This is a genomic window from Rhizobium sp. SVR5-2C (assembly GCF_056755115.1).
Genome location: NZ_JBNDHT010000083.1, coordinates 1 through 22,201 on the forward strand (window position 1 = coordinate 1; position 22,201 = coordinate 22,201).

Here is a 22,201-nt window from a genome sequence, read left to right on the forward strand (position 1 = left end):
CTCCCTCTGCTCGTCCATGGAAAGCCGATCACAGATTAGGACGGCGAGGACAACGTGGGGACGGAACATCGGTTACGAAAAGTCCCGCGCTGTTAAAGGTGATGTCTGTAAGTTCATTATTTCCGGTCGGAATGCTAAAGACACCGGTCTTGATGATCTGGAGACAAGGCCAGCGGCTATCAATGATCACGTCAGCAAGATTCGGCGGGTTGGCAGCGCCAGGCCGAAGGAATTGCACGACGTCTCGCGTACCGTCGTTGAACTCACGCCAGACATCATTATCGCCCACTGTGAGCGGGCCGCTGTCTTGAGCGATGATCAGGAATCGAGCGCGACAAGCCGACCCCGAGTTACTAAAAACAAGCGTCGTTCCGCTGAAGAAATAGCTTGCACCGTATTCGTCATCATCACTCGGGACACTCGCCGGGAAGACGATGGTAGACCCCTTGTACTGGATAACGTCGGCGACGAGCTGGCCGCTTATGACGATCCCCTCAAGATGGTCGCTGAAATCAAAAACCGTTGTCCCGCCAGGCAAGGCGATATCGCCAGAGGCAATGATCTTTGCTGGCCTAGCAGAACTGTCGAAGGCAAGCTGGCTTGGCGTGGCCGTTTCAACGGCATAGCCAGGCTTCGAGACGCGGCAGAAGTCTTTCGTTATCTCAACCTGTGTCTGCCAGGCGACTGGCGGCAGAGAGGGATCAAGGATATCCGTCTCGTCCGCCGGGAGATTCCACACGGAAACGCGCCTGTTTTGGCCTGACACCCCGTAGGACGCCAAAACATGCGACATTGTAAGATCGCCTAAAGGCGCCCCGCCGCCCCAGTAATAATTGGTACAAAACCCGTCCTCAAGGCCACCGTTCGAATAGAATAGAGTCCCGTTGTTGTTTTCGTTTTTTCGGATGATTCCGTAGGTATAAACTCCAGAATTGCTGATTATCTTCACGTCAAAAACAGGAAGATCGTAATCCAGATTGCCTAGAGATTGGAAAAATTCCTTTTTCCACAAGAACCAGACTTGACCTAAATCGTCACCGATGTTGACTCTAGTAAAGTTGTTGACGTTGGAACCCGGAGGAAAATAGGAAGTAAACGAACCGTTTGCAAAATTGAGCTGGTCAACGCCGACGAACCGGACGTTGGCGTCCCATTTGCTGTTGAACAGAAATTTTGAGAAGTCACTGTCCGGCGTCAGATACGGGTCATACAGATCCGACGCCATGATCTTCACACAGCCTGCGTTTTCAGAGTCGACGCCGACAAACCACACTATCGCCATATCAGCCGCTCTTCACTGTGATGCCGTTTTCGTTGATGCGGACCTTGCCGTCACCGAGATTGATGTCGGCGGTCAGCACCGTGCCTATGTTGGCGACCTGCAACTTCAGCACGCCGCCTTCGAACACCAGCGGAAAGGCCGTGTTCGTGCCATCCGTCACTACGAACTGGTCGACATTGAACGCCACGCGAGATTTCAAGACGCCGGCATCAGTGTACAGGTCAAGGAAAAGGCCGCTCTCCTTGAAGGTGTCGCCGATGGAGCCCTTGAGCAGGACAGCAAAGCGAGCCGTCACGCCTTCTGGCGACGCCACCGCCTGGAACGCCACCATGCCATCGGCAAGATTTTCACCGAACTGGGCGATCAGTTCCTCGGTCTGTGCGACTACATTGGCGATGCTCGAGTTGATGACAACGATCTGTTCCTTGAAAGTCGCCCCTTGAACGGAAACCGTTCGACCGATCTGTTGCGACACTCCGCCGGTGACCTGCAGGTTTTGCTGCAACTGCGCGAGCAGGGTTTCATTGCGGTTCAGCCCGGCGTAAAGCTGAGCAAAGACGTCCTTCACTTCCTGCTTCAGGTTGCCGAGACCGACTTCAAGATCCGCATTGCCGCCATCCAGCGACGTCACGTCGATGGGTGTGCTCCAGTTGGTGGTTCGGTCGGCAATCAGCCTGTTGCGGAACTGGTAGGTGGTAAGGCTGAGAATGCCCTCCTGGATGAAGGCGATCGTCTGGTCGGGTGTTAGCTGCCGCTGAAATTTGTTTGTCGGATCTGTCTTGATCCACCACTCGACCAAGACGCCGGTTACCGTTGCATCGTCGATCGGCGACCACGAAGCGCGAAAAGCCGGATAGGATCGGCCGTCGGCGCCGATGCCAATGACGGCAGCCACAGAGAAGTCCTGCAGCTCGTTGAGATAGATCGGATCATCGTTCGGAATCGGTATGACGGGCGGAATGACGGTCACGGCGTCATAGATGGCGCCATCCCGCTCCTGCAGCGACAGAGACACGTTGCGCGGTCCATCGCTGGTCAGTGCCTTGATCGATCGTGCCTGGACCATATAGGTGCGGTTGCCATAACGAGCCGAGTTCCACTGCACCCAGTCGCCGGCCTTGATGGTCTGGAACCGCGGACGCAACACAATATCAGCGGTCGCCTCGTAGCGATTCTCGTTGAAGTAGATCGAGGCGAGTTGGTTGGCCTGCCGTTTCGAACGAACGGTAGGCAGTTCCAGATTGACGTCGCGCGTGCGGCGATCCAGCGACACAAAGCCTGCATTCGTCTGCGTGTCGTAGCCAGCCGGCGACCACATGTTCGACGGCTCCGGATAAGTTCCGGAAACGGAATTGACCAAGTCGGCCATGGAGCGGCGCTTCTGAAAGCGCACCGGCTCGCTAATGACGAGATCGTCATCGGTGAATGTCTCGACGATCGGCTGATCCGTGCCTATGAGCGGCCAGGAGCCCTCGACACTGTCAATGACGATGCCGCCGCAGGACACCATGACGGATTCGATGTTGTCGCCGTGCTCGACATCGCAATCGAAAACAATCGAGCAACGGTAGCGCGCCTCGCCCTCGACAATCTCATCGCAGATGTTCATGGCGGTGAAATAGCGGTCGAGCGGAAGATCGGACGCGTCCATCTCCATGCCGCAGAACACGTTATCGTTGATCGAGAAGCCGCGCCGGTAATTGTACTCCTGCACGATCGGATTTTCGGAAAACTCGTAGGTCGAGTAGTCGTCCCAACGGTGATCGCCGACGCCCCCGACGGTGTCATCTTTGCGCGGGTCGTAGAGGCGCGCACCGCGGAGCTCGAAGAAGAAATCGGGGAAACTGTTCAACTTCTCCTGGTCGTAGGTCATCCGCACGATAATGTAGCAGATGCCAGTACCGATATGGTCCGTCGTCCAACGTCCCAGCGGATTGGAATGTGAGACCAACCCCGCATCCGCAGCCGTCTGCGTGCCGTTGTAGAAGGCGAAGGACATCAGCCCGGCGTAGTCGCCACTTGCCACGGAATAGGCAGTCTTCACGGCGTCAGACGATGTGACGCTCAAGGACAGCTGCTTGCCACCAGCCCAAATCTTCGAAAGTCCGTCGCACGGAAAATCGGAGAAGGCATAGATCTGCTCGAGGCTTTTGTTCGAACTGCCGTATGTGTTGATATAGCAGTCGTGGCCAGCGATGCCGACGAGGCCGCAGACAACCTTGCGGCTGACGTTCTCGCCATAGTCACGCTCGAACTGTGTGCCGCCCGGCGGTCTCTTTTCCTTTTTCTGCGTCAGTTTGCTGACGAGCAGGTTGAGGCCAATGCCGACGACAATCTTGCCAATGATGCCGAGCGAGCCAAAGAAGGCGCCAACGGCTGAAACGACAGGAGCTAGAAAGGGCATCAGTCAACCTTGAATGCGGTGGTGACTTCGGTGACAGGCAGGAACTGCACGGCGCCAGTGTTGCGCGTCATGAAGCCGATCGAGGTGAAAAGACCGCCGCAGACAATGCCGTCGCGCTCGATCACTCCTATATCGCCGCGTTGCGCGAGACATACGGGGATTTCGGGGAACTTCGCGGCGAGCGCGTCACGCACGGTTTCGAAACCCTTCTTGCGCAACTGCTTTCCGGCACCAGCTGGCGTCGTGTATCTGCGCGCCGCCGCACCGTGCGTCGTTTCGCCGGTCACTGCTTCGACGCCGTCGTCAGGAATGAGATAGCAATCCGAGACGCCGTATTCCGAAGGCAATGCCTGGTGCTTCGCCACAACCGCGTTGAGGCGTTTCTCCCAGCCGGGAAGTCTAGTCATGTGGGGCACGTAGTCCTAAGTTCCGCCCAACGAGGGCTTGATGAAATGAATTCAGTCTTGTCGAAGCACAAAGAACGGATTGTGGAAGCCGTGAGGGATTACCAAGAACGGCTGTCAGACATACAGAGTGACATCGTCATCCGGGCTATGGCACCGGAGCCCGATCAAAGGGAACTCAGATTGCTTTGGCGGCTAGAAGAAGAGTACCGCGACATTCTTCGCCGCTTCGACAATCTCTCCGAGGCAATCGAAGCAGTATTGAAATCCCCGTGAGCCCAACTGCTCGGGCAGCACCTGAGTCCGGTTCCGTACCATGCCTTGAAAAACACATCCCGTGCCGCAGGTTGTCGGGGGCAAGGGGATTAGCAATGCACAGAATATCGCACAGCGGCTTTTGTATTGTCGTCCGGAAAGCCGCGTTAGCCGACAAAGCGGTCGATTTCGAAGGGTTTCGGCAACTCACCTGCTTATTGGAGCTCACTGGAGAGGACGACTACATTGCCGTTTATGGACCGCTCAAAGGTGGCGAGGCGTCCATGGACCTGCAGCGCGAATTCGAACAATTGGGCTTGAGCTATCTAGAAGACTTCTACGCTCTCGACCTATTCTTGCCAACGTGGCTGTCGGCAACGCTGGCCTTCAGGCCGCAGTAGCTAGAGTCCCTTAAACCCTATCGCGCGAGCAGCACCTGCGGCTGCGCTCTTCGCGGTATTGACCGCGGATCCGACTGCCCTGCCCCAGTTCACATCGACACGGCCAGCCGTGGCTGCGTGCTCGAAAAACCGGTCGCCTGGATCGCGCCTCTGCTGATCGGCAACTGTGCGCTTGCGCCCATTCACGCGGGAATAGTCTAGCTGGCGGCCTTCGCAGCGCGCCGTGAGGTAATAGCCGCGCTCGTCGTCTGCGTTGTGCTCGATGACGTCGAGATAGCCGCGCGCGACAGGCTCCACTTGCAGCAGTTCGCTGGTGTCTGGATGGAAGTGAGCGTCATACACGACCACTGGCCGGTCACGGTAATCCTCGGTCTCGATCTGCGTTAGGATTTCCGGCGTCAAACCAGCAGACGGACTTTCGGCGAGCGTCAGCGTGAATCCGCCATCGGCAGCCGTGCCGGTTCCGCCGCCGACGTCCGAGACCTCAAGCAAGCCGAATGGCTGATACGTGACGCCGGCGTAATTCAGCGGTTCGCGGCGGGCGATGAAGCCATAGATGCCGGAACCCAGCTGCACACGCACCATCTGCCGCGTGGAAATCCTGCCCTCGTCATAGAGGTCTTTGACGTCGTCGGACAGGGCCATTTATTGGCTCTCCCTCAACTGAAATGAGACCGTATAGAACCGGCCAGAACGCGGCGCCTGGAAGCTTCCAGGCACTGGCCGCATGATGAGCGCCGGCTTGGCGAAGCGAACTACGGCGCCCGCCTGTGTAATGGCATCAAACGGTGGCGGCTCGACCGCGAGAGTGCGCGTCGTTCCCGATCCGGAGACTTCTGTGATGCGGCCAACGTAGTAGCGCCCCGCATTTTCGAGTCCGATGCGATCACCGGGTGTCAGCACTAGGCCGGCATCCGCGCCGTTTACCGATAGGACATTGCCGTCGGTGACAGAGACGAGATTGCCAGCATCGTCCGCCGGCGTCTGGCTGCCGCCATGGGCAGCCGGATAGCAAACGTACGGGTGGCGAAACAGCACCGTGCGCAAGCCTTCACGCAGCGACAGCCACCACGCCTCGACAATGGCATAGTCGGAATAGACCAGGGGCCGCGTCGTCAGGCTGGCCTCCCAGACTGGGTCCTCTACCTGCGTATAGTTGATGAGGCGCGCGCCTGATGGCGACGCCTTCACCGAGTCACGCACAAGGAAGTCCGCGGTCACATAGCCGACATCCGGCAGTTCGCGTGGAAACGTGATTGTCACAGAATTCTCCTGCGCTGCCCGTTCTTAACGGTGTCGATGACCTTGGCCGAGAACTCCGCCTGTTGCTTCGCCATGACCTGCTCAAGACGGGCTACAGCCGCGCTGTCTGCGCCGCGGGCGTCTATGACGGGTGCGAAAGTGATGGAGGGGGAGTTGTTGCCGGCCTTGGATATATTGGATATCCGATGGTTAGGAATGACCTGCGCGCCATTGGGGAGGTTGACCAGTTCCGGGCCGCGTTCGCCGACAATGGCCAGACCGCCTGGCGCGGAGTCAGTCCCGTTAGCGTACAGACCGATGCCGCCGGCTTTCGCTAGGCCGAGCTGGCCACCACCAAAAAGGCCGCCGAACAGCGAGCCCAAGATGCCGCTGCCTCCGCCTGAACCGCCGAAGAGGTCGTCAAAAGCGGAATTCACCAGCTTGTCAGCGATCTTGCCCAAGGCGCCAGCAAGAATGTCCGCGCCCTTCTTGCCATCCCGAAGGTCGGAGACGATGCCCTGTAGAACGTCTCGCCCGACATCCTGCAGTTCCTTCATGGCGTCTTGGCTGGCCTTCAGGGCGTCACGCTCTGCGTAGGTTGTCTCGACCAGTGCGGCAATCTTAGCCTTTTGCTCGTCCGTCGCAGCGGAGCCAGCCTGACGGAGAGCATTTGCTTTGGCTCGCTCGGCGTCTGTGGCGCCGATCTGACTTTGCTCGAACTGCAGTGCGTCGATCAGATCAACGACCGCCTGTTTTTCGCGCTTGGCCTTTTCTGCGGCGGAGTCTCGGCGACTGCCTCCTCCCCTAGTTGAGGGAAGGCCCTCCAACTCTATGAGTGGCCTGCTCTCTGGCGTAGGACCATGTTCTGGTAGGCTGAAGTCTTCGCCCCGAATAGGACCGTCCGCGCTCCGATCAACGCCGGCATATGCACCTTGACTCGGGAATTTCGTCGCGATCGCCGGGCCGGATTGGCTATTAAATTGCTTCAGTGCGTCAAGCGATCCAAGGATACGCGCTGTTAAATCGGAAAACGCAGATGAAAAGGTGCCAACTTCCTCAAAGCCGGATGTTGCGGCTGCTTTCGTCGCGGCGTCCTGCACATCCTTAAAATCTTCTATCGTCGCCTTTCCATTCTTCACCTTTGTTTCCAGCGCAGCATACGCCGACCCAAGATCAGAAAGGACTGTTCGCGATTCACCCGTAGCGTTCGATGCCGCCTGCAAAATCGTTGTGTATTGGCTGTACTCATCAGTAAACGCGGTAAGTTCCGTACCGATCTTGGCATACAGGTCGGCTTGCGCGAGTCCCGTTGCTTGCTGTAATTCCGCAACGTTTTTTGCACGCTCAAGCTGATCTGCGTAGTCACGAAGAGCCGGGACCGCGTCGCCCCATTGCTTGGCAACCTGCTGGATCAGTTGCGCCTGCTTCTGAAGCGTCTCCTCGGATTTCTCGCCGTCGGACAGCAGCGTCGTGAAATACTGGATGGCTTCGCCGCCGAGCGCGATAATGGCGATCGTTGCGAGTGACACCGGGTTAAGCAGAGACGTGAACGCCCCGGCAACGCCAGCGACTGCGCCGCGGACACCAACGCCGCTGCCCAGCGCCTGCGTGATCTGCGTTCCCTGCTGCAGGGCAATCAAGAACGGGGACTGCCCGCCAGCCAACTGAACGCTTATGTCGTTCAGCTGAGCGGCAAGGTTCCCCGTCTGGACAGTCGAGGCTCGCATTGCGCCCTGGTAACGCTTGGCGCCTTGCTCGGCCGTGGTGAATGCCTTGTTGCTATTGGCGGCAACGCGGCTAAAGGCGCCAGTAGAAGCGGCATCGATGCCCTTGAATGCATCCTCGATGGCCTTCGTATTGGCCTGCGTCTGCCCGACCAGAGACTTAAGCTGGCGCTGTATCTGTCGAGTGTCGGCGCTGATGCTGAGCACCAGCTGCTCGTTGTCGGTCGCCATTAGCCATCACCCTCGATGTATTTCCAAAGATCGTCCTTTTCGGACTCACTCAGCTTCTTGTGACTGTCCGGATCATTGTTCTCGATGAAGCCGTCGAGGGCGGCCAGATATTCAAAAATCGACAGGCCCATCACCTCTTGAGGCGATAGGCCCATCGTTATTCCGTTGGCGATGATGGCGGCAAATCGGAACTTTCCGTTCGGGAGCGGGGCTTCCGCTTTCCTTGATTTGCCGCCGCCGATTTTTTTCCGACATCTTCCTCCGGAGCGCCGACCACGCCGGCGCCAAGGACCATCTGAGCGACGACCAGGTTTTCCATCGGCCGCCTGCCCTCGACTTCAGCAATGACAAGATCGATTGCCTGAGCCTGCGACATGCCGCCGCCGATCAGACCCCACCTGATGACCTCGGCGATATCCTGAAGCCGCCACCGGCCGCTAAGCAGTCGATCGAGCACGACGTAAGGGCCGGCGTCGCATGCCTCCTGGATTTTCATCAACTCGCGCCAGGTGAGCTTGAAGAACGTCCGCTTCCCGTTGAATGCGAGCTCGCAAGAGCCGTCCCTGCTCATCGGCGTCACCCTGCCGGTGTGGTGACGCGGGTCATCTTGCCGTCGCTCTGCAGCGAAACATTGCCGGTGACGCGACGGCCGTCCTGAGCGCCAGCCTCGAAGTTCTCGATATGGAGCTTGCCGGTCCACGTGATGGTTGTTGCGGGGAACTGCCACTCGATCTTGGCCGGAATGCTCTCGACGCTGTCGAAGGCATCAAGCCATGTCTCGACGCTTTCGGCGGCCAGCACGCCTTCGCCGGAAACGCTCATGGAAAGGGACGTCGCGTCGCGGCCCACCCAGTTAACGTCGTCGGGATTTGCGCAGTCCGGAATATTGATTCCTTCCAAGCCCTTGTTAAGGGTAACGGTTCTCTGATTGAACCCGCAAGGAGCGGCGTAGACAATGGGGGTGGCAGTGGGATCGACGGCGAGTAGCACTTGGACCTTTCCGCCTCGGATAGTTGTCGGTTCAGCCATGGGGATCTCCTGTTATGGCGATGGTCGGTTGTTCTGCGAAGGCTTCAAACGTCCCGACTGCGTGGCTTGTCAGCCCATCCGGATCACGAAAGAAGCGTGTCTGCCTGTGTTTGAAATACACGAGGGCATTCGTCGGTAGCGTCAGGTCTGGTGACTTGAGGGCCTTACGGATCTCATCGCTGATGCGCTTGGCTTCCGGAAAGCCGGTGGCTCGCGACCAGACATCGATATCGAGAGAGATTTCAAATCCGTCCACGCAGTCGACGTCATCGCTGGTTTCGTCGCCCTCCCCGATTGTGACGTAGGGGAAAGTCTTATCGGTCGGTACGGCATCATAGATCCGACCGTTGACGAGTGCCGTCAGGCCAGCCGATGCCTTTAGGCGCGCCGCAATGGCGCCCTGCAACTCCAGTGATGGTGAAGCCATTGCTAGCCCTTGGCCTTCTTCACAGCCTTGCGCACAGCAGCCGCCATCTTGCGGCGGATTTTCGGGCGCTCCTGGCGATAGGTCGGGAAAATATGCGGGCGCTTCGTAATGTGGACGGTTCCGAACTCGAGGAAGCGCCAGATACAGTCAGCGAATACGCCGGTCGCGTTCGGATCTTTCGTCTCGTTGTTCAAGCCTTTGCTGCCCACCGATCGCTCCCGCGGTCGATTAGCCAGCTTGTCTGCCTGAATGCTGGCCGCATACTCTCCAGTGTTTCGAGGCGCGCGGGGCTTGATCTTGTTGGCCAAGGATTTTGCGCCGTCCATCTGAGCCTTCGCTAGCTCCTTCTCAGCGTCCGGGACGATGCCGTTCAGAAGGCTCATCGTCTTCTCGCGGCTAAGGAACTTTGCTTTCACCTTCATCAGGCGGCAACTCCCGTTTGTGCCTCGATATAGACCCAGTAACGATCGGACATGGCATCAACAATCTTGATGGCGTAGGTGTCCCCGGTCCGAACGTCCCTCATTCGCCAGTCGGCTTTGATCTGCCGTGTCTGCGACGTGGAACGCAGATAGATGCCAAGCAGATTGCGACCTTCCAACCGTGCGGCGACAACAGCCTCTGAGCCGCCGCGGGGCCGGAATGCGGCCCATACCTTGAATCGCTCCTCGAAAGAGCCTTCGGTGTTGCCATATCCATCGTCAATGGTCGTCCGCTCATCGAAGGCAACGCGGTGCTGCAGCTCGCCGGCAGTCGGCTTAATCGGCGCCATCGGCGGGCTTTCCTGGGGATGGAATTTCGACTGCCTTGCCGGCCGCAATCGCCTGATCAGCGCAGTTGCGCTTGACGGTCATTTCCATGCCGGCTTTGTAGCCGACGGTCGATTGCGAAGTCGGCTTGTAGTCGAAGTCATGCGTAAAGCGGACACGCGCCATAGGTGGTCTCCTTCAGGCAATTGCAGGATCCCGGAGGCGATAGAGCAGCGCCGCCACGGGGTTTTTGGGATCACCGGAGCCAAGCCCGGGCAGAAGGCCGCCGGTGTTCGCCTCGTCGAGCAGGCTCTGCACGAGGAGCATGATCGCAGCGGAGACACGGCCCGGAACAGTAGTCTCATCCCAGCCGTGATCCGGATTTTTGAGGTAATCGATGACCGCGTCTTCGGCCTGCTTGATCTTGAGTTCGATATCCGGGATCCGCTCATCGCCATCGGCGAGGGAGAGGCGCAGCGCGAGATTGACTTGTTCGACGGTCACGAGGGCCATGTCACTTCCCCTTCGCCGGGACGCCAACGGTGAGCGGCTGGAACTGCTTGGCTTCCTTTACCTCGCCGTTCTTCCCGTCGCGGCCTTTCTTGGCGCAGAGCGTCCAGTCCTTCGAGCCGTCACCAGGCTTTTCGGACGTGTTCTCGTCGCAGTGCCAAAGTGAGCCAGCCCAGGTGACGGTGTCGCCTCGCTCGTAAGGCTGGCCGTCCTTGAAGACGCCGCGGTAGAGCATGACGGGGAAGCCGAGCTCGACCCTGTAATCCATCTTCTTGCCCGTGAAGGACAGGAGCACCGTGCGGCCATCATCCATGACAGAGGCGTCGAAGTCTTCGAGCTGGAAGCCATCTCGCCCGGGTTTCCCCGGTTCTCCATCATTGCCGACGACGAGGCCAAGGTTCCTCGTCTCGCCGTTCGTCATCGTCAGAACGAGGTTGCCGTCCCGATCTATAAGGGCGCCAGCCAGGCCAACGCCGTCATTTCCGTCAACACCATCACCGCCGTCTTTCGCCCGAGGAAGCTCACCGACGCGCTTCTCGACTTCGGAGGCGATAAGAGGCGCAACGTCGTCGATCGTCACGCTCTTGCCGTCCTGTGGAACCGGAATGGCTGCCACCGCCTCACCCACGGCCTCGCTGACCATCGCCGCTATGTCTGGAAGAACTGGCGCGGGCGGGATGTCCGGAATTTCCGGGATCACGATCGCCTCGACAGCGGTCTTCACGGCCGCAAGTTCTGAGGAAAGGTCGATCGGTGCCGGGATAGCGTCAACTCGCTTTTCCAGAGCATCAATGCGAGCAGCGATTGGTGCTAGCTCCGTGGCCAGATACCCCTTGACCACGCTGACGATCTCAGCGCCGAAGGCCTTACCGCGAATGTCATCAGCGAAGTCCTTTGAGAATTTCCACCAAGGCGGCGCGTGCCTCTGCCTCAGTCGCGTTGTCGTTAGCAGGTTCGGCTTGCGCTGGCGCCGGGCCCGGGGCTGGTGTGGTGCCGAAGGGGTCAGCCTGCGCATCACGCTTGGCGAGCGCCTCCAGACTGAAATTCTGCTGCTGAAGCATTGGGCTGTCACCGCCATTCTTCGGCTTCAGGTCGAGCTTCTTGCGCTGCTCGTTCGGCGTCATGATACCCTTCGACTTGTCGAGGACTTCCATCTGCGTGACGCTGTCCATGCGCAGGAGATTGTCGGTATCGAGCTCGGTACCGACCCCCTCTTTCATCTCCAGCCCCTCATCGAGGCAAAGCTCGATCGCCTCGATCAGCACCTGAAGGCACTGCGAATAGTATTCGACGTTCAGGCTCTGGATGTTGTTGAAGGTCGGCATAGCGCCGACGCCGATCTTGTAGGGAGGGACGTGATAGGTCGAACAGACGACCTCGGCCGTCCATTTCAGTTGCTCGATCAGTTGGCTATCTGTGGACTTGGCCCTCATAGCCTCATACTTCAGGCCGTCGCCGAGCACGGCCACCTTGCCCGAGTTGTCGCCCGAGAAGTTGGTGTCCCAATAGTCCTTGATCCGCTTGGCGGTTTCATCCTCGATCGCGCCAGGCGCCGTGAGGACGCCACCAGGACGCGCGCCATTCTGGAAGAAGGATGCACTGTCATTCTGGATCGCAAGGCCCTGCATGGCAGCGAGGCCGCCTGCAAAGATCGGCGATAGGCCGACCAGCGGGTGATAGAAACAGTTGAACCGGTCGTGAATGATTTCCCGAGCCGGAACAACGATGCTCTCCGTAACGCCTGTGAGCGTGTCGGTGTTCAGCTGGTAGAAAACGTCGCCGCTGTCAGACACGAGCGGCGTAACGAGATTTGGGTCGAGCACGTAAAGCCTGGTGACGACGCCGCGATTGTCCCGCTGTTTCAGAACGTAGGTATTGCCACGCTGGAGCTTCGAGAGAACCCAGCACTCCATAAACTGGATCCGGTTCTGGAAACCGTTAGGCTTGCGCAGCACCGGGGAGTATGCGGCATTGGTGACTTCCGACCAGATACCCTCCTCGTCCCGCTGGACGAGCTTGATGCGCAGCTTCGCGATATCGGAAGCGATCAGAGTGCGACAGGCGAAGTCTGCGTGATTGGAGAGAACGGAATCGAACTTGATTTCGACGTTCTGCTGCCACGCGCCGGGAAAGCTTTCGAGGATCGACCACCATCCACGACCGCTCTGCGGGACAGACGACATCGCCTTCTGAGCGGTCTTTACGCGGGAGATATTGAACCCGAAAAGGCGCATCAGTTCGCGTCCTTTGCCTCTGCGATTTTAGTCTGAAGAGTTTCGGCGTTCCAACCGTTGAACGGCCGCTTGCCAAAAACGCCCTGATATTCCTTGCGGAGATCAGCCAATGCGTCGCCTGGCGCGCTGTCTCGGCCCACTCGCTCGTGAGCTCCGGCATCTGGATCATGTGCCGTGCCTTGGGCCTCGAAGCCAGTTGGTGTGGCCTTCGCCTTCTTGACCGCGATCAGCACGCGGGCATTGGCATTCGATGCAGTGAACTTGTCACCCGGCAAAAGGCGGCGTGTTCCATAGGTCATGCGGCGGGTAGCAATCAGGTCCATCGAACCCTCCATTCAAGTGAGAAAGGCGGGGCCGAAGCCCCACCCTATTCGCATTAGGGGGTGACGACAGGAGTGCCGTAATCGGCATCGCCGATGTAGGCCACCGCAGAAGCACGGCGCTTTGCGAAGTTCAGCGGACGTACGACCTTGATGGCAACGGAGTCCGTCTGGAACATCGACACGACGCTGGCATTCGCTACCGGCGTGTCGCTGGCGCCATCCGGTGAGCTGTCCATCTGGATCGCAGCCTCGGTGGAGAGGGAAACCTCAACGCCGCGATCGCCGATCTTGTAGATGTCGGACGGCTTGAGCAGGATGAAGTCTCCCGCACCGACGTTGCCGCCGGCAACCAGCGTATCGCCAAGGAGCGCGCCGCCGTTGGCCGATAGGCCGGGGAATGCGAAGTTGCCCATCACGTTCTGAATGAGCCCCAGCGACTTCGCCAAGGACTGTGTGGTGACGAACTGGAGACCATCGGCATTGTTCGCCGCAATGAAGCCCGCATAGAGCGCCTTCACGTCCGCGATGACGCCCTCGATATCCGTACCGGCACTGGTACCGGCCGTGAGACCGTTGAGGATACCGGCAGGAGACACGCCTGCAGACGCCGCAGCAGTGCCGAGGAAGGTCTGGTCGACACGCTGCGCCGAGGCCTCGACCAGAGCATCGCGAACCAGCTTTTCAGCCGATGGTGAAGAGTCTCGAAGCAGTTCCTTCGAAACCACGGCCAGAGCGGCAACCTTGAGCGGGGTCAGGTTCACGTCCATGAAGTCAGCCTTGCTGACGGGAATGGACTTGGACTGGCCGACCCAATAGCCGGTCGCCGCGCCGTCCTGGCCGGCGATGTTGACGTTGGCCGGCACTTCGCGCAGCGGCAGCTTGTCGAACACGGTACGGCTGTAGAGGTATTCGATGAAGTCGCCGGTATAGCGGTCGATGTGCACGAGCTCCGCGCCCCACTCGCCGGAGTCCGTACCACCACCCGCAACAGCTGCCTTGATGGTCTCGACGAGCTGCGGGTTCGAAACGCCCCAGCGTTTGTGAGCGATACCCACGGCCGACACGTCGGAGATGCGCGCCAGGGTCTTGGCGATCACCATGCGGGTGTAGTTCTGGCCTTCGAAGGCCTCATCTTTGTCGCCCTTGATGACGACAGGGGCGCCCAGGCGAGTGGCAGTGCCAGCATCGGCGGTCTTGATCTGGCCTACCGGCTTCGCGGTGAATGCCTGCGCCTTCTCAAGCGCGCGGAGGCGTTTCAGGTCGCCATCGATCTGCTCGACTTCCTGCTCAAGCGTGTCGAATTCTTCCTGCTCGGCCTGGTCGGTCGAGCGGCCTTCGTTGATGGACTTCTGCATGACTTCCGCCATGCGTGCCGCCTTTGCCTGCCGGGAGGCTTCCAGCGCCGCGATCTGTTCAGCAATGGTTTTCATAGCTGTGTCTTTCCTTGGATTGAGATTTACCGGTTTGGTGGATTTTCCCGAGGCGCCGGGACGAGCAGGACGATCGTCCGCCTTCGGCTCCTTGCCAGTCGCGGCGAGCAGAGGGCGATCGATCGACTTGATGGTGGATATCACCGCATCGGCATTGGCCGGCACAGAGACGAGAGAGAGTTCGAGGACTTCGGAGGCGATGAAGCGAACGCCGCCACCATCCATCCACGCATATTCCAGAGCCCGGAAACCGATAGAGACCGCGCGGACGAGACCGGCCTTGATCTCACCCCAGGCAGTCTCGACGCGATCGCGCAGCGGACCGGCCTCTTCGATGATCGGCAGCTTGGCTTCGAAGGTGATGCCGGCACTGGTGGGTTTGTCGAAGGTGACGGTACCGACAGGCTTGTCGTGATCGTGTTGATGCAGCAGTGGCATCGGGTTCTTGAACTGGACACCCAGGGGTTCGACGATGTCGCCGACGCGATCCGGATTGGGTGTCGTGGCCACGCCGCGGATAATGCGCTGCTCCTCCTCGACGGCTTTCACCGTCAGGACCGAATACATCCTGTTCATGTGTGCTTCCTTATCGACCGCCGACGACCAGCATCTGGAATTGCGGCTTGCGCTTCGGTTCGGGGTTGCGGCTCATCACCGTCACGGCGTTGAAGAGCGCCATGACCGGGTCAATCTTGGCATCACCGGCATTCTGCTTCGTCGCCCGGATGGCGGTTGCCGTCGGCTCAATCTTCAGGTTCGAGACGCACCAGTCCATCAGGCCGCTGCCGGAGTGGCGTAGCGTGCCGTTGGCGAGCTTCCGCTCTGCGGTCTTGATCGCGTTCATCAGCTGGTAGCCCTGCGGCACGCCGATGAGCAGTCCCTCTTCCTGGGTGACGCCGATTTCATCGAGAGCTTCGACCATTTCGCCCAGGCCGGCCGGGTCAACGGCGACACATGCCAGCAATCCGGCATCTTTGATCCTGCCGATGATCTCGACGATCTCCGAGATGTCTTCGAGCTCGTCGTCGACGATCGTCAGTTCTTCGGCATCGGCCAAGTCCTGAAGTTTCGACGCGATCGACTTGCGCCGCCGTAAGACGCCCTCATGGCACCAGGCATGCGACCAGGCGAGCCATTCCCGCCTCCGCTTGTGCCTGCCGACGACACATAGGCCGAACAAGTCATCGAGGCCGCCGCCGTCCAGACCGGGCACGATGACGTCGCAGTTCGCCAGCAGGTACTCGAGCGTGATCTTCGGATCGCCACGACCGCCCCAGAGATCAGCGCCCGGCCACCTGTTGGCGCGGAGGTTCATGCCGATCTCTACATTGAGATGTTTGGCAAGGAAGGTCTGGATCGTGTCCCCTTCCTCGTCCTGACCGCTGATGACGGCAGCAAGCTTACGTTCTAGCCACTCCTTGCGGACCGACTTCCCGATGTTTGGGTTCGTGACGTAGAAGTTTTCAGGCTTCAGATACGCCTTCGACTTGATCATCTCCTCCGGGAACTCATAGAGGACCGGCAGACTGCGCGGGTCGTCGATCTCGCCGTCGCGCACCCCACGGAAGTAATCCAGCTTCTCCTTGAAGACGCCGGCCGGCTGAGTGTCCGATTGGGTCGAAATGTAGATCACGAAGCCCTCAGGCCGCGAAATAAGGCCGCCTGTGGCCTCCTGCAGCATCGCATTGGCGTTCGCCTTCTTGCCGAGCAGCCAAAGCTCCTCGACCAGGACGAAAGCCGCCTTCTTGCCTGCCGACGTCGACGAGTCCGCCGATACGACTTTCAGCACCGCCATGGTGATGCGATGCGTGATCTGCTTCAGGTTGTCCTGGACGTGCAGCAGGTCGAGCAGCTCGGGATCCGCGCGCACCATGTCGGCGGCCGGCTTGAACGAATTGTCTGCGACTTCGCGTGTCGGCGCCAGGATCAGCAGCTCCGCCGAGTGCCGCCAGTTGCGGATCAGCGCCGTGAGCATGATCCCGGCGACGATCGTCGACTTGCCGTTTTTCTTGCTGATGAGGAGAAAGAACTCCTCGATCAGCCGCGTCGCGTTCTTGGCATCATAGGCGCCGAAGACTGCCCGCACGAAGTCGAAGACGAACTCCTCGCAGACCTCGCCGAAGGTCGGGTGTCGCGTCGTCTCGGTCTCGGGGTCGTACACTTGGGCGAGGTCGACCACCTGCAGAGACTTGAACACCTCCAACGCCGCTTCCGCCTCGTCGGGGAAGAGCGGCGCGATCGGGATCAGAGACTGACGATTGACGATGCGCTCACGCCAATCAACGCATGCTGTGGACCACTGCATCAGCGATTATCGACCACCAGCTTGGGCGGGCTTGGAGGAGCGAATTTGCCACCAACGTTCTGCGCAGCGATCTTTTGCTCTTCCTTCTTCCCGCGCTTCGGCTCTTTCGCCTTCGTCTCGCGAGCCTTGATGGCGTCGGCCGCACCCGATGCCCTGCCCATCTCCTCGAGCTTCTTCTGAGCAGCCACATTCCCGTCCCTGGCGGACTTGAACAGGAGGCCAATGACTTCCTTCCGTCGTTGGGCGTGGCCGTCTGCCAACTCATTCGGAAAATGCTTGCGCAGCGTGTCAGGATCGATGCCCAGCGCACGGGCAATGGTGTTATCGCTCTCGCCTACGAATTTCATCTCCTCGACCGTCTGGCGGTCCTCAAGAGATGGACGATATGACGGACGCCCTCCCTTTGGAGAGCGCTTCGGTTTTTCGGTCATTTCAGCCTTCCTGCCGAAAATTTCGATCTGAGAGAAAAAAATATGTAGATGAGGGGGACGCGGGTCCGGAGAAAGAGGCCGCTTTTGGCCGCTCATACCCCCCCGATGGTTGTGAAAGGTGAACGATTAACCTTCCCCGCGAACGAATGGTTTAGATGTCGTTGCTACAGAGCCCCAACTCTATCGGAGGCCCACACAATGAAATCGACGAACCCCCTTCTTAACTTTGACGGCTTCAAAGCTGCGAAGCTCCTCGCTATTAACTTCGCCCTTGGGGCGATCGTCTGTAAAATATACTCAGCCAGCGCCTCTGGCACCGCGGTGGGTTTGGCTGAAATCATTGCAGGGATCGGCATTATCGCGAACTTCCTGATCTCCTTGTGGGAGATGTATTCTGACTCGAAGAAGACTTTGGCGAAGAAAGCCAAGGAGGGGCAGGTTGACGAGGATCTGAACGATCTGCGTGAACACAAGAAAACGACGACTGCCTACATGGCAGACACGGCCATAAAACTAGCCTCTCTTCAAGAGGAACTGGGATCTACATCAGTTGAACTTGCACAGCTGAAGCTCACTATCGCCACTCACCGTGAGCCCTCCGTTCCTCAGCCTGTATGACGCTGTCGTGAATACGTTTCGTCACGGTCTCGATGTTGTTGATGTCCCAGAAGAGAGCCGGATCGCCGTGATGGGGGATCCTGTGGTTCGCCACTGGCGCGTTCTGATCGTTGCCTATGCCCGAGCATAGCTCTCCGCTTCGCTGGCAGGTGTAGAGGTCTCGCTCGAAGGCCTGCCGCCTCAGTCGTTCCCAGCGTGGGGTATTGTACCAGGCGCGCCAGGGCTGCGTTTGACGTCTGTGCTGGTCTCGTGCCTTCTCGCCTGGTATCCTGCCGACCATAGGCTTGATGGTAGCGACCAGGGGACGCAGCGTCTTGAGCTTAGGCATCGGGCATGCTCTGATTTCTTCCGTTTTTCAGGAGTGGCGTGGGTTAAGGTGTGGAATGGCAAGGATGATACCGAGAGAGTTTGCTGGAATCTCCGGCAGCCCATATGAACTCGTTCAAGTAACACTGCTAGGCGATGGCACCTTAAAAGGCAGGATCCATGGACTGCCAGTTACCGGGCATGTGGTTGACCCGCACGCCAGCGTCGACGAAATAGCCGATGAACTCCAACTGACGAACGTTCAGGAGCGCCAGCAATACCTCGGTTGGATGGGCATCCTGGAGCGGCTTCGCTCCAAAGCTGCCGGCATGAAGCAGGGCACCTAACCCGGATCGGCGAGTACCCTCTCTCCCATATATTCGACCACGCGGCCTTGCTGCCTGTGAATAAGTCGAACAATGTGCAAAGCGTTAATGCAATCAGCGCAGGCGCAAAGATGTTGCTGAGTTGCACTTGCGACTCAGGATGGTTGAGCGCTTTCCTGCAAATACAACCGACGCAGGATCAAACATGAACGCTAAGCAATTCGCAGCACAGATGAAGGCAGAGATTGAAGCAATAAAGCAGCAAGGCACCGCCGCAATCTTCGTAGACAACCTTATCAATTATCTCTCGAATGTTCAGGACGCCCCATCAGCAGAACCGTCATTGGCGGAGCTTGAACGCTACAAGGCTGATCTCAGCGCTCATCTCGAGGCCGCAAAACACAATTACAACAACGAAATCGAGATGTTTAAGTCCGTCATCGTGGCGGGCCAGAATGCGATCCGAACTATGGTCACCATAAACGGCGGCGCTTCAGTTGCGTTGCTTGCCTTCATCGGCCACTTGGCGGCGATCAAATCGCCATTTATCCCAACCTATGCGTCATGCCTGTTACCTTTTGTACTGGGAACCCTCCTCGGCGGCATGGTGTCTGGTGGAACGTACCTTAACCAATGGCTCTACGCCGGTGGACCGAAGGCGGTGAAAGCCGGAAAGGTCGTTAACATCTTCGTGATCCTCGCGGGGATTGGAGCGTTCGTCGCCTTTGGCATCGGGGCGTGGTGGACGTATGACTCGTTCATAACGATGCCTCCACGTATCCAATAGGAAGCCAAACGCAACTGATGCCTGGCTCTTTTTGAAGTCTGGCGTGGATCAACGTTGAGAGACGGAAATGTATACGAAAAACGGTAAGCCGCTCCAGGTGTCAGGCGACAAGATCTACGGTCGTTCGGGTAAAGTAGTCGGGCGGATCAAGGGCAGCAGGGTATATGGGACAGACGGGCGATACGTCGGCACCATCGTTGGTAATCGGCTTGTCTATCGGTCTACAGACACCGCGACGATCAGCTCGCCGTTCGCATCGGCAAATAAAGCTGGCTCCGCTACTGCAAATAGTGTCGGGAGCGCGATCTGGGGGGATGAGCCCGATATCCCGGATTGACCGCGCCCGCTGTATTACGTCATCCAGGCCACCACGCGGGGAGCGCTGCGGCGGTAAAGAGCACTACTGCCAGAACGGTGACAATGGACCATGCGATAGCGCGGCGAGTAGAACGAGGCAGAGCAGCCAGACAATCTTGCAAGCGATGTGTGAGGCCTGATCCTGGGCGAACGTCGTCATGCGCCGCACCTTTGCCTCGTCGATGATCGTGTGAGCCAGCCATTCCGCCAACCCAATCCACACATTGCCGGTGACCAGCCCTACGCCGGCGCCTTGAATGCCGGAATGTGCGATCAGATGATAAACGCGCAGCGGGCCTGATTGTTTGGCCTTGGAGAGGAAGTCACCTTGCAGTGGGTAGTCGAGCAGCCAGTGAACGGCCAACAGCATAAAAGCCAAGGTCAGGAAGCTTTCCATGATCTCTCCAAAGAAAACCCGCCACCGGGTGGTGACGGGCTGTGATTGGTGGGCACAGATCGTTTAGCGCTTTGTATTCGCGACTAAGACGCGTAAGCCCGCAGGGGTAGACAATTCAAAGGATACACAATGGCTGCGCAGAATGTAGACCCTAACGTCATGATCGAAACAAACCTGGCTCTAACGCAGGCGTTGATCAACAAGCTCCTGGAAAAGCGTGTGCTTGAGGAAGAGGATCTTGCTCAGATGCTGCGCGACATCGTCAGCATGCTCCAGACATCCGATCACGGAAACGCAGCCGGCATTGTAGGACTGCTGCGCATCATGTTCATTCAAAGCGAATAGCCCTTAAGATCTCCGGCTTCTTTGCGGGGAGCCGGAATTCAGCCTTTTATGCCGCATTCTTCCACCGCCGCGTTCAGGGCGGGTCGCACCGCCTCCCGATATCGTTGAGGCATTGCCTTGGATTGGGCAGCTACCGCCTTGAGGGTAGCCGAGAACGAATCGTCTTGGGCGCATGCTCGAATTGGTGCGGTTGCTAGAAGGTGTTGCCATCATGGCAATACCATCCAAGCACGCTCCGGACGGTATCAGGACCATCGTGATACCTTCTCCTGGTGGAGCGCAGGAAGGGCCGAGCGCTTCACGCCGGTTCCCTCGCGCCTACTGCCTCTCGACATGCCTGACTTTCCGTGCAAGCTTTAATTGATTTTGAACACAACGCTGCCCCGATGAGGGGTGGCTGGCATGGACCCAATTAGTCTTGAAGCAATTAGTCAATGTGCCGCGCTGTTTAATCTGCGGCGTTTCGCCTACCGTCAAATCCCACATCCTGCCCCGGGCTCTCGCGTTGGATTTGAAGCAAGATGACAAACATCTCGTATCTGGAAGAATGGGCGATCCACGGATCAGAACATTCCAGAATGGTCGCTGGAGTTACAAGCTACTCTGTAAAGAGCATGAGCGTAGCCTCGGACCAGCGGATACGTATGGCGTCGACTTCGTCCGAGCCGCGATCAAGCATCCAGCACAAAGCGTGGATTATTCGATACCCAATCCGAAGCCTAAACTTCTGAAAAAGTTCATGCTATCCTTGATCTGGCGCGCTGATGCAGCCGATACAGCTGAAGGTCGGCAATCTCGCTTGGGAGCTTACGGTAGCCTCCTTCAGCGTTGCATCTTCGATTCAGCGCCCATTGATGCTCCCATTTGCTTCGTACGCCCCAACTTAACAGGAATGGAAATCTCTTATCCATTGCCCTCGAACCTACTCGCATTCGAATGCGTGATTGCAACGGCTGGAAGTTAGGGTTCGGGAATCTTGACGCTATTGTCAAACTCGACAAGAAACCATGGCCGAGAGAGTGGACCGAGGTTGACGCAAGCGTACAAACTTCGGCTAGAATCTTGAACGCGAGCCCTTCTGAAATCAGCGATGCTCCGGCTTATCACCCACTGATTCGCCAGGTGAAAGTCTTTCAGGTATGACGGCCGGAAAGCGAAGGGGCCGCCGAAGCAGCCCCGCAAATCACCTAATCTTACGCTAAGATATGACAGATAATGCCAATTTTGCCAAGCGAAATCACTAGCAGAGGCGAGCTTTATAGTGAATTCGCCGCCGACCACGTATCGGTGATAGCGTTTTCGTACCGTTTGCGTGCGGTCTCATCGCTTCGACCGATGTACTTCCCGATGAGACCAAACGACATTTCGAACGAACGCCACCAGATCAAACGCCATTCGTTCTTTTCGAGATGCCGCACCCACGACAAAGCAGTGAGGCAATCCGAGACATCGGCTGGCGTCGGCTGAAAGCGTGGCGCGATATCCTCCGCCGCACCATAAGCGGTCACGGTTTCCTGGACATAATCAGGCGAGGAGGACCGCTGAATGAAGTAATTTCGATCAGGCAGAGCCCTCAGCGTCTTCATGGCGGTGAGAATGCGGCGTTCGACTTCTGCTCTTGGCACTCGGCAGCTGCTGACGACCCTTGGCGCCGACCGTCGTTCCGGCTGAGCCTTCAGCGTGC

30 protein-coding genes are annotated in these 22,201 nt (G+C 58.3%); 7 read left to right on the forward strand and 23 right to left on the reverse strand.

Translation table 11 applies throughout. The features are described from left to right. Positions 1-28 precede the first annotated feature (28 nt). From ACPYOI_RS21880 to ACPYOI_RS21890, 3 genes are read right to left on the reverse strand one after another with little or no spacing between them, the layout of a single operon-like run. The gene (locus ACPYOI_RS21880) at positions 29-1,282 is read right to left on the reverse strand and encodes a hypothetical protein (RefSeq protein WP_481423359.1); all 1,254 of its coding nucleotides are present in this window, start codon (positions 1,280-1,282) and stop codon (positions 29-31) included. A 1-nt stretch (position 1,283) separates the two neighbouring features. Next, positions 1,284-3,686, reverse strand: coding sequence for a phage tail protein (locus tag ACPYOI_RS21885; protein ID WP_481417522.1), 2,403 nt, complete (start codon positions 3,684-3,686; stop codon positions 1,284-1,286). After that, positions 3,686-4,093: a DUF6950 family protein gene (locus ACPYOI_RS21890; protein WP_481417523.1), complete on the reverse strand. Its 408-nt coding sequence runs from the start codon at positions 4,091-4,093 to the stop codon at positions 3,686-3,688. The genes ACPYOI_RS21885 and ACPYOI_RS21890 overlap by 1 nt, the downstream gene beginning before the upstream one ends. 45 nt (positions 4,094-4,138) lie before the next feature. Here ACPYOI_RS21890 and ACPYOI_RS21895 point away from each other — a divergent pair, with 45 nt between their 5' ends. Further along, a complete protein-coding gene (locus tag ACPYOI_RS21895) occupies positions 4,139-4,366 on the forward strand; it encodes a hypothetical protein (RefSeq protein WP_481417524.1) in 228 nt (75 codons plus the stop codon). A gap of 95 nt (positions 4,367-4,461) precedes the next feature. Beyond that, positions 4,462-4,746: a hypothetical protein gene (locus ACPYOI_RS21900; protein ID WP_481417525.1), complete on the forward strand. Its 285-nt coding sequence runs from the start codon at positions 4,462-4,464 to the stop codon at positions 4,744-4,746. On the opposite strand, the gene ACPYOI_RS21905 is transcribed toward ACPYOI_RS21900, so the two are convergent. Genes ACPYOI_RS21905 through ACPYOI_RS21985 form a run of 17 tightly spaced genes read right to left on the reverse strand, consistent with a single transcriptional unit; the run spans position 4,747 to position 17,381 of the window. Beyond that, positions 4,747-5,391, reverse strand: coding sequence for a DUF2163 domain-containing protein (locus tag ACPYOI_RS21905; RefSeq protein ID WP_481417526.1), 645 nt, complete (start codon positions 5,389-5,391; stop codon positions 4,747-4,749). It lies immediately after the preceding gene. Next, positions 5,392-6,009, reverse strand: coding sequence for a hypothetical protein (locus ACPYOI_RS21910; protein ID WP_481417527.1), 618 nt, complete (start codon positions 6,007-6,009; stop codon positions 5,392-5,394). Further along, positions 6,006-7,943, reverse strand: coding sequence for a phage tail length tape measure family protein (locus ACPYOI_RS21915; protein ID WP_481417528.1), 1,938 nt, complete (start codon positions 7,941-7,943; stop codon positions 6,006-6,008). Before ACPYOI_RS21915 ends, ACPYOI_RS21910 begins: the two co-directional genes overlap by 4 nt. Beyond that, positions 7,943-8,098: a hypothetical protein gene (locus ACPYOI_RS21920; protein ID WP_481417529.1), complete on the reverse strand. Its 156-nt coding sequence runs from the start codon at positions 8,096-8,098 to the stop codon at positions 7,943-7,945. The genes ACPYOI_RS21915 and ACPYOI_RS21920 overlap by 1 nt, the downstream gene beginning before the upstream one ends. A 2-nt stretch (positions 8,099-8,100) precedes the next feature. Beyond that, a complete protein-coding gene (locus ACPYOI_RS21925; protein ID WP_481417530.1) occupies positions 8,101-8,514 on the reverse strand; it encodes a gene transfer agent family protein in 414 nt (137 codons plus the stop codon). A 5-nt stretch (positions 8,515-8,519) separates the two neighbouring features. Beyond that, entirely contained in the window at positions 8,520-8,972 is a 453-nt protein-coding gene (locus ACPYOI_RS21930; RefSeq protein WP_481417531.1) for a phage tail tube protein, read from the reverse strand. Beyond that, positions 8,965-9,399: a DUF3168 domain-containing protein gene (locus tag ACPYOI_RS21935; protein WP_481417532.1), complete on the reverse strand. Its 435-nt coding sequence runs from the start codon at positions 9,397-9,399 to the stop codon at positions 8,965-8,967. The genes ACPYOI_RS21930 and ACPYOI_RS21935 overlap by 8 nt, the downstream gene beginning before the upstream one ends. Before the next feature lie 2 nt (positions 9,400-9,401). Then, positions 9,402-9,821: an HK97-gp10 family putative phage morphogenesis protein gene (locus ACPYOI_RS21940; RefSeq protein ID WP_481417533.1), complete on the reverse strand. Its 420-nt coding sequence runs from the start codon at positions 9,819-9,821 to the stop codon at positions 9,402-9,404. Then, complete coding sequence (locus ACPYOI_RS21945; protein ID WP_481417534.1) at positions 9,821-10,171, reverse strand: phage head closure protein; 351 nt, start codon at positions 10,169-10,171, stop codon at positions 9,821-9,823. Before ACPYOI_RS21945 ends, ACPYOI_RS21940 begins: the two co-directional genes overlap by 1 nt. Next, entirely contained in the window at positions 10,158-10,334 is a 177-nt protein-coding gene (locus ACPYOI_RS21950) for a hypothetical protein (protein WP_481417535.1), read from the reverse strand. Before ACPYOI_RS21950 ends, ACPYOI_RS21945 begins: the two co-directional genes overlap by 14 nt. A gap of 12 nt (positions 10,335-10,346) precedes the next feature. After that, a complete protein-coding gene (locus ACPYOI_RS21955; RefSeq protein WP_481417536.1) occupies positions 10,347-10,661 on the reverse strand; it encodes a head-tail connector protein in 315 nt (104 codons plus the stop codon). Between the two features lies 1 nt (position 10,662). Further along, on the reverse strand, positions 10,663-11,499 hold the full coding sequence (locus tag ACPYOI_RS21960; RefSeq protein ID WP_481423360.1) for a hypothetical protein: 837 nt from the start codon (positions 11,497-11,499) through the stop codon (positions 10,663-10,665). 40 nt (positions 11,500-11,539) lie between these two features. Further along, positions 11,540-12,892: a phage portal protein gene (locus ACPYOI_RS21965; RefSeq protein ID WP_481417538.1), complete on the reverse strand. Its 1,353-nt coding sequence runs from the start codon at positions 12,890-12,892 to the stop codon at positions 11,540-11,542. Beyond that, positions 12,892-13,215 carry a hypothetical protein gene (locus ACPYOI_RS21970; protein ID WP_481417539.1) on the reverse strand — a complete coding sequence of 108 codons (324 nt, stop codon included), beginning with the start codon at positions 13,213-13,215 and terminating at the stop codon, positions 12,892-12,894. Before ACPYOI_RS21970 ends, ACPYOI_RS21965 begins: the two co-directional genes overlap by 1 nt. Before the next feature lie 53 nt (positions 13,216-13,268). Beyond that, positions 13,269-15,221 carry a phage major capsid protein gene (locus ACPYOI_RS21975; RefSeq protein ID WP_481417540.1) on the reverse strand — a complete coding sequence of 651 codons (1,953 nt, stop codon included), beginning with the start codon at positions 15,219-15,221 and terminating at the stop codon, positions 13,269-13,271. 10 nt (positions 15,222-15,231) lie between these two features. Continuing rightward, positions 15,232-16,950: a terminase large subunit gene (locus ACPYOI_RS21980; RefSeq protein WP_481417541.1), complete on the reverse strand. Its 1,719-nt coding sequence runs from the start codon at positions 16,948-16,950 to the stop codon at positions 15,232-15,234. After that, on the reverse strand, positions 16,950-17,381 hold the full coding sequence (locus ACPYOI_RS21985) for a hypothetical protein (protein WP_481423361.1): 432 nt from the start codon (positions 17,379-17,381) through the stop codon (positions 16,950-16,952). Before ACPYOI_RS21985 ends, ACPYOI_RS21980 begins: the two co-directional genes overlap by 1 nt. Before the next feature lie 198 nt (positions 17,382-17,579). On the opposite strand from ACPYOI_RS21985, the gene ACPYOI_RS21990 reads away from it, so the two are divergent. Then, positions 17,580-17,999, forward strand: a complete 420-nt coding sequence (locus tag ACPYOI_RS21990) for a hypothetical protein (RefSeq protein ID WP_481423362.1) — start codon at positions 17,580-17,582, stop codon at positions 17,997-17,999. Here the strand turns inward: ACPYOI_RS21990 and ACPYOI_RS21995 are convergent. Next, positions 17,956-18,327 carry an HNH endonuclease gene (locus ACPYOI_RS21995; protein ID WP_481417544.1) on the reverse strand — a complete coding sequence of 124 codons (372 nt, stop codon included), beginning with the start codon at positions 18,325-18,327 and terminating at the stop codon, positions 17,956-17,958. The genes ACPYOI_RS21990 and ACPYOI_RS21995 overlap by 44 nt on opposite strands. 64 nt (positions 18,328-18,391) lie before the next feature. Here ACPYOI_RS21995 and ACPYOI_RS22000 point away from each other — a divergent pair, with 64 nt between their 5' ends. From ACPYOI_RS22000 to ACPYOI_RS22010, 3 genes are all read left to right on the forward strand, one after another. Then, positions 18,392-18,652 carry a hypothetical protein gene (locus ACPYOI_RS22000; RefSeq protein ID WP_481417545.1) on the forward strand — a complete coding sequence of 87 codons (261 nt, stop codon included), beginning with the start codon at positions 18,392-18,394 and terminating at the stop codon, positions 18,650-18,652. 184 nt (positions 18,653-18,836) lie between these two features. Further along, positions 18,837-19,418, forward strand: coding sequence for a hypothetical protein (locus ACPYOI_RS22005; RefSeq protein ID WP_481423363.1), 582 nt, complete (start codon positions 18,837-18,839; stop codon positions 19,416-19,418). 67 nt (positions 19,419-19,485) lie between these two features. Beyond that, positions 19,486-19,755, forward strand: a complete 270-nt coding sequence (locus tag ACPYOI_RS22010) for a hypothetical protein (protein ID WP_481417547.1) — start codon at positions 19,486-19,488, stop codon at positions 19,753-19,755. 63 nt (positions 19,756-19,818) lie between these two features. On the opposite strand, the gene ACPYOI_RS22015 is transcribed toward ACPYOI_RS22010, so the two are convergent. Then, positions 19,819-20,172, reverse strand: a complete 354-nt coding sequence (locus ACPYOI_RS22015; RefSeq protein ID WP_481417548.1) for a DUF3307 domain-containing protein — start codon at positions 20,170-20,172, stop codon at positions 19,819-19,821. 129 nt (positions 20,173-20,301) lie between these two features. Between ACPYOI_RS22015 and ACPYOI_RS22020 the strand changes: the two genes are divergently transcribed. Next, on the forward strand, positions 20,302-20,517 hold the full coding sequence (locus ACPYOI_RS22020; RefSeq protein WP_481417549.1) for a hypothetical protein: 216 nt from the start codon (positions 20,302-20,304) through the stop codon (positions 20,515-20,517). Between the two features lie 1,256 nt (positions 20,518-21,773). On the opposite strand, the gene ACPYOI_RS22025 is transcribed toward ACPYOI_RS22020, so the two are convergent. After that, positions 21,774-22,142 carry a DUF6362 family protein gene (locus tag ACPYOI_RS22025; protein WP_481423364.1) on the reverse strand — a complete coding sequence of 123 codons (369 nt, stop codon included), beginning with the start codon at positions 22,140-22,142 and terminating at the stop codon, positions 21,774-21,776. Positions 22,143-22,201 lie beyond the last annotated feature (59 nt).

Excerpts from the sequence above, each read along its gene's own strand:
- ACPYOI_RS21880 (WP_481423359.1), bottom strand. The coding sequence starts at position 1,282 with ATGGCGATAGTGTGGTTTGTCGGCGTCGACTCTGAAAACGCAGGCTGT.
- ACPYOI_RS21885 (WP_481417522.1), bottom strand. The coding sequence starts at position 3,686 with ATGCCCTTTCTAGCTCCTGTCGTTTCAGCCGTTGGCGCCTTCTTTGGC.
- ACPYOI_RS21890 (WP_481417523.1), bottom strand. The coding sequence starts at position 4,093 with ATGACTAGACTTCCCGGCTGGGAGAAACGCCTCAACGCGGTTGTGGCG.
- ACPYOI_RS21895 (WP_481417524.1), top strand. The coding sequence starts at position 4,139 with ATGAATTCAGTCTTGTCGAAGCACAAAGAACGGATTGTGGAAGCCGTG.
- ACPYOI_RS21900 (WP_481417525.1), top strand. The coding sequence starts at position 4,462 with ATGCACAGAATATCGCACAGCGGCTTTTGTATTGTCGTCCGGAAAGCC.
- ACPYOI_RS21905 (WP_481417526.1), bottom strand. The coding sequence starts at position 5,391 with ATGGCCCTGTCCGACGACGTCAAAGACCTCTATGACGAGGGCAGGATT.
- ACPYOI_RS21915 (WP_481417528.1), bottom strand. The coding sequence starts at position 7,943 with ATGGCGACCGACAACGAGCAGCTGGTGCTCAGCATCAGCGCCGACACT.
- ACPYOI_RS21920 (WP_481417529.1), bottom strand. The coding sequence starts at position 8,098 with ATGGGCCTATCGCCTCAAGAGGTGATGGGCCTGTCGATTTTTGAATAT.
- ACPYOI_RS21925 (WP_481417530.1), bottom strand. The coding sequence starts at position 8,514 with ATGAGCAGGGACGGCTCTTGCGAGCTCGCATTCAACGGGAAGCGGACG.
- ACPYOI_RS21930 (WP_481417531.1), bottom strand. The coding sequence starts at position 8,972 with ATGGCTGAACCGACAACTATCCGAGGCGGAAAGGTCCAAGTGCTACTC.
- ACPYOI_RS21935 (WP_481417532.1), bottom strand. The coding sequence starts at position 9,399 with ATGGCTTCACCATCACTGGAGTTGCAGGGCGCCATTGCGGCGCGCCTA.
- ACPYOI_RS21940 (WP_481417533.1), bottom strand. The coding sequence starts at position 9,821 with ATGAAGGTGAAAGCAAAGTTCCTTAGCCGCGAGAAGACGATGAGCCTT.
- ACPYOI_RS21945 (WP_481417534.1), bottom strand. The coding sequence starts at position 10,171 with ATGGCGCCGATTAAGCCGACTGCCGGCGAGCTGCAGCACCGCGTTGCC.
- ACPYOI_RS21950 (WP_481417535.1), bottom strand. The coding sequence starts at position 10,334 with ATGGCGCGTGTCCGCTTTACGCATGACTTCGACTACAAGCCGACTTCG.
- ACPYOI_RS21955 (WP_481417536.1), bottom strand. The coding sequence starts at position 10,661 with ATGGCCCTCGTGACCGTCGAACAAGTCAATCTCGCGCTGCGCCTCTCC.
- ACPYOI_RS21965 (WP_481417538.1), bottom strand. The coding sequence starts at position 12,892 with ATGCGCCTTTTCGGGTTCAATATCTCCCGCGTAAAGACCGCTCAGAAG.
- ACPYOI_RS21970 (WP_481417539.1), bottom strand. The coding sequence starts at position 13,215 with ATGGACCTGATTGCTACCCGCCGCATGACCTATGGAACACGCCGCCTT.
- ACPYOI_RS21975 (WP_481417540.1), bottom strand. The coding sequence starts at position 15,221 with ATGAACAGGATGTATTCGGTCCTGACGGTGAAAGCCGTCGAGGAGGAG.
- ACPYOI_RS21980 (WP_481417541.1), bottom strand. The coding sequence starts at position 16,950 with ATGCAGTGGTCCACAGCATGCGTTGATTGGCGTGAGCGCATCGTCAAT.
- ACPYOI_RS21985 (WP_481423361.1), bottom strand. The coding sequence starts at position 17,381 with ATGACCGAAAAACCGAAGCGCTCTCCAAAGGGAGGGCGTCCGTCATAT.
- ACPYOI_RS21990 (WP_481423362.1), top strand. The coding sequence starts at position 17,580 with ATGAAATCGACGAACCCCCTTCTTAACTTTGACGGCTTCAAAGCTGCG.
- ACPYOI_RS21995 (WP_481417544.1), bottom strand. The coding sequence starts at position 18,327 with ATGCCTAAGCTCAAGACGCTGCGTCCCCTGGTCGCTACCATCAAGCCT.
- ACPYOI_RS22000 (WP_481417545.1), top strand. The coding sequence starts at position 18,392 with ATGATACCGAGAGAGTTTGCTGGAATCTCCGGCAGCCCATATGAACTC.
- ACPYOI_RS22005 (WP_481423363.1), top strand. The coding sequence starts at position 18,837 with ATGAACGCTAAGCAATTCGCAGCACAGATGAAGGCAGAGATTGAAGCA.
- ACPYOI_RS22010 (WP_481417547.1), top strand. The coding sequence starts at position 19,486 with ATGTATACGAAAAACGGTAAGCCGCTCCAGGTGTCAGGCGACAAGATC.
- ACPYOI_RS22015 (WP_481417548.1), bottom strand. The coding sequence starts at position 20,172 with ATGGAAAGCTTCCTGACCTTGGCTTTTATGCTGTTGGCCGTTCACTGG.
- ACPYOI_RS22020 (WP_481417549.1), top strand. The coding sequence starts at position 20,302 with ATGGCTGCGCAGAATGTAGACCCTAACGTCATGATCGAAACAAACCTG.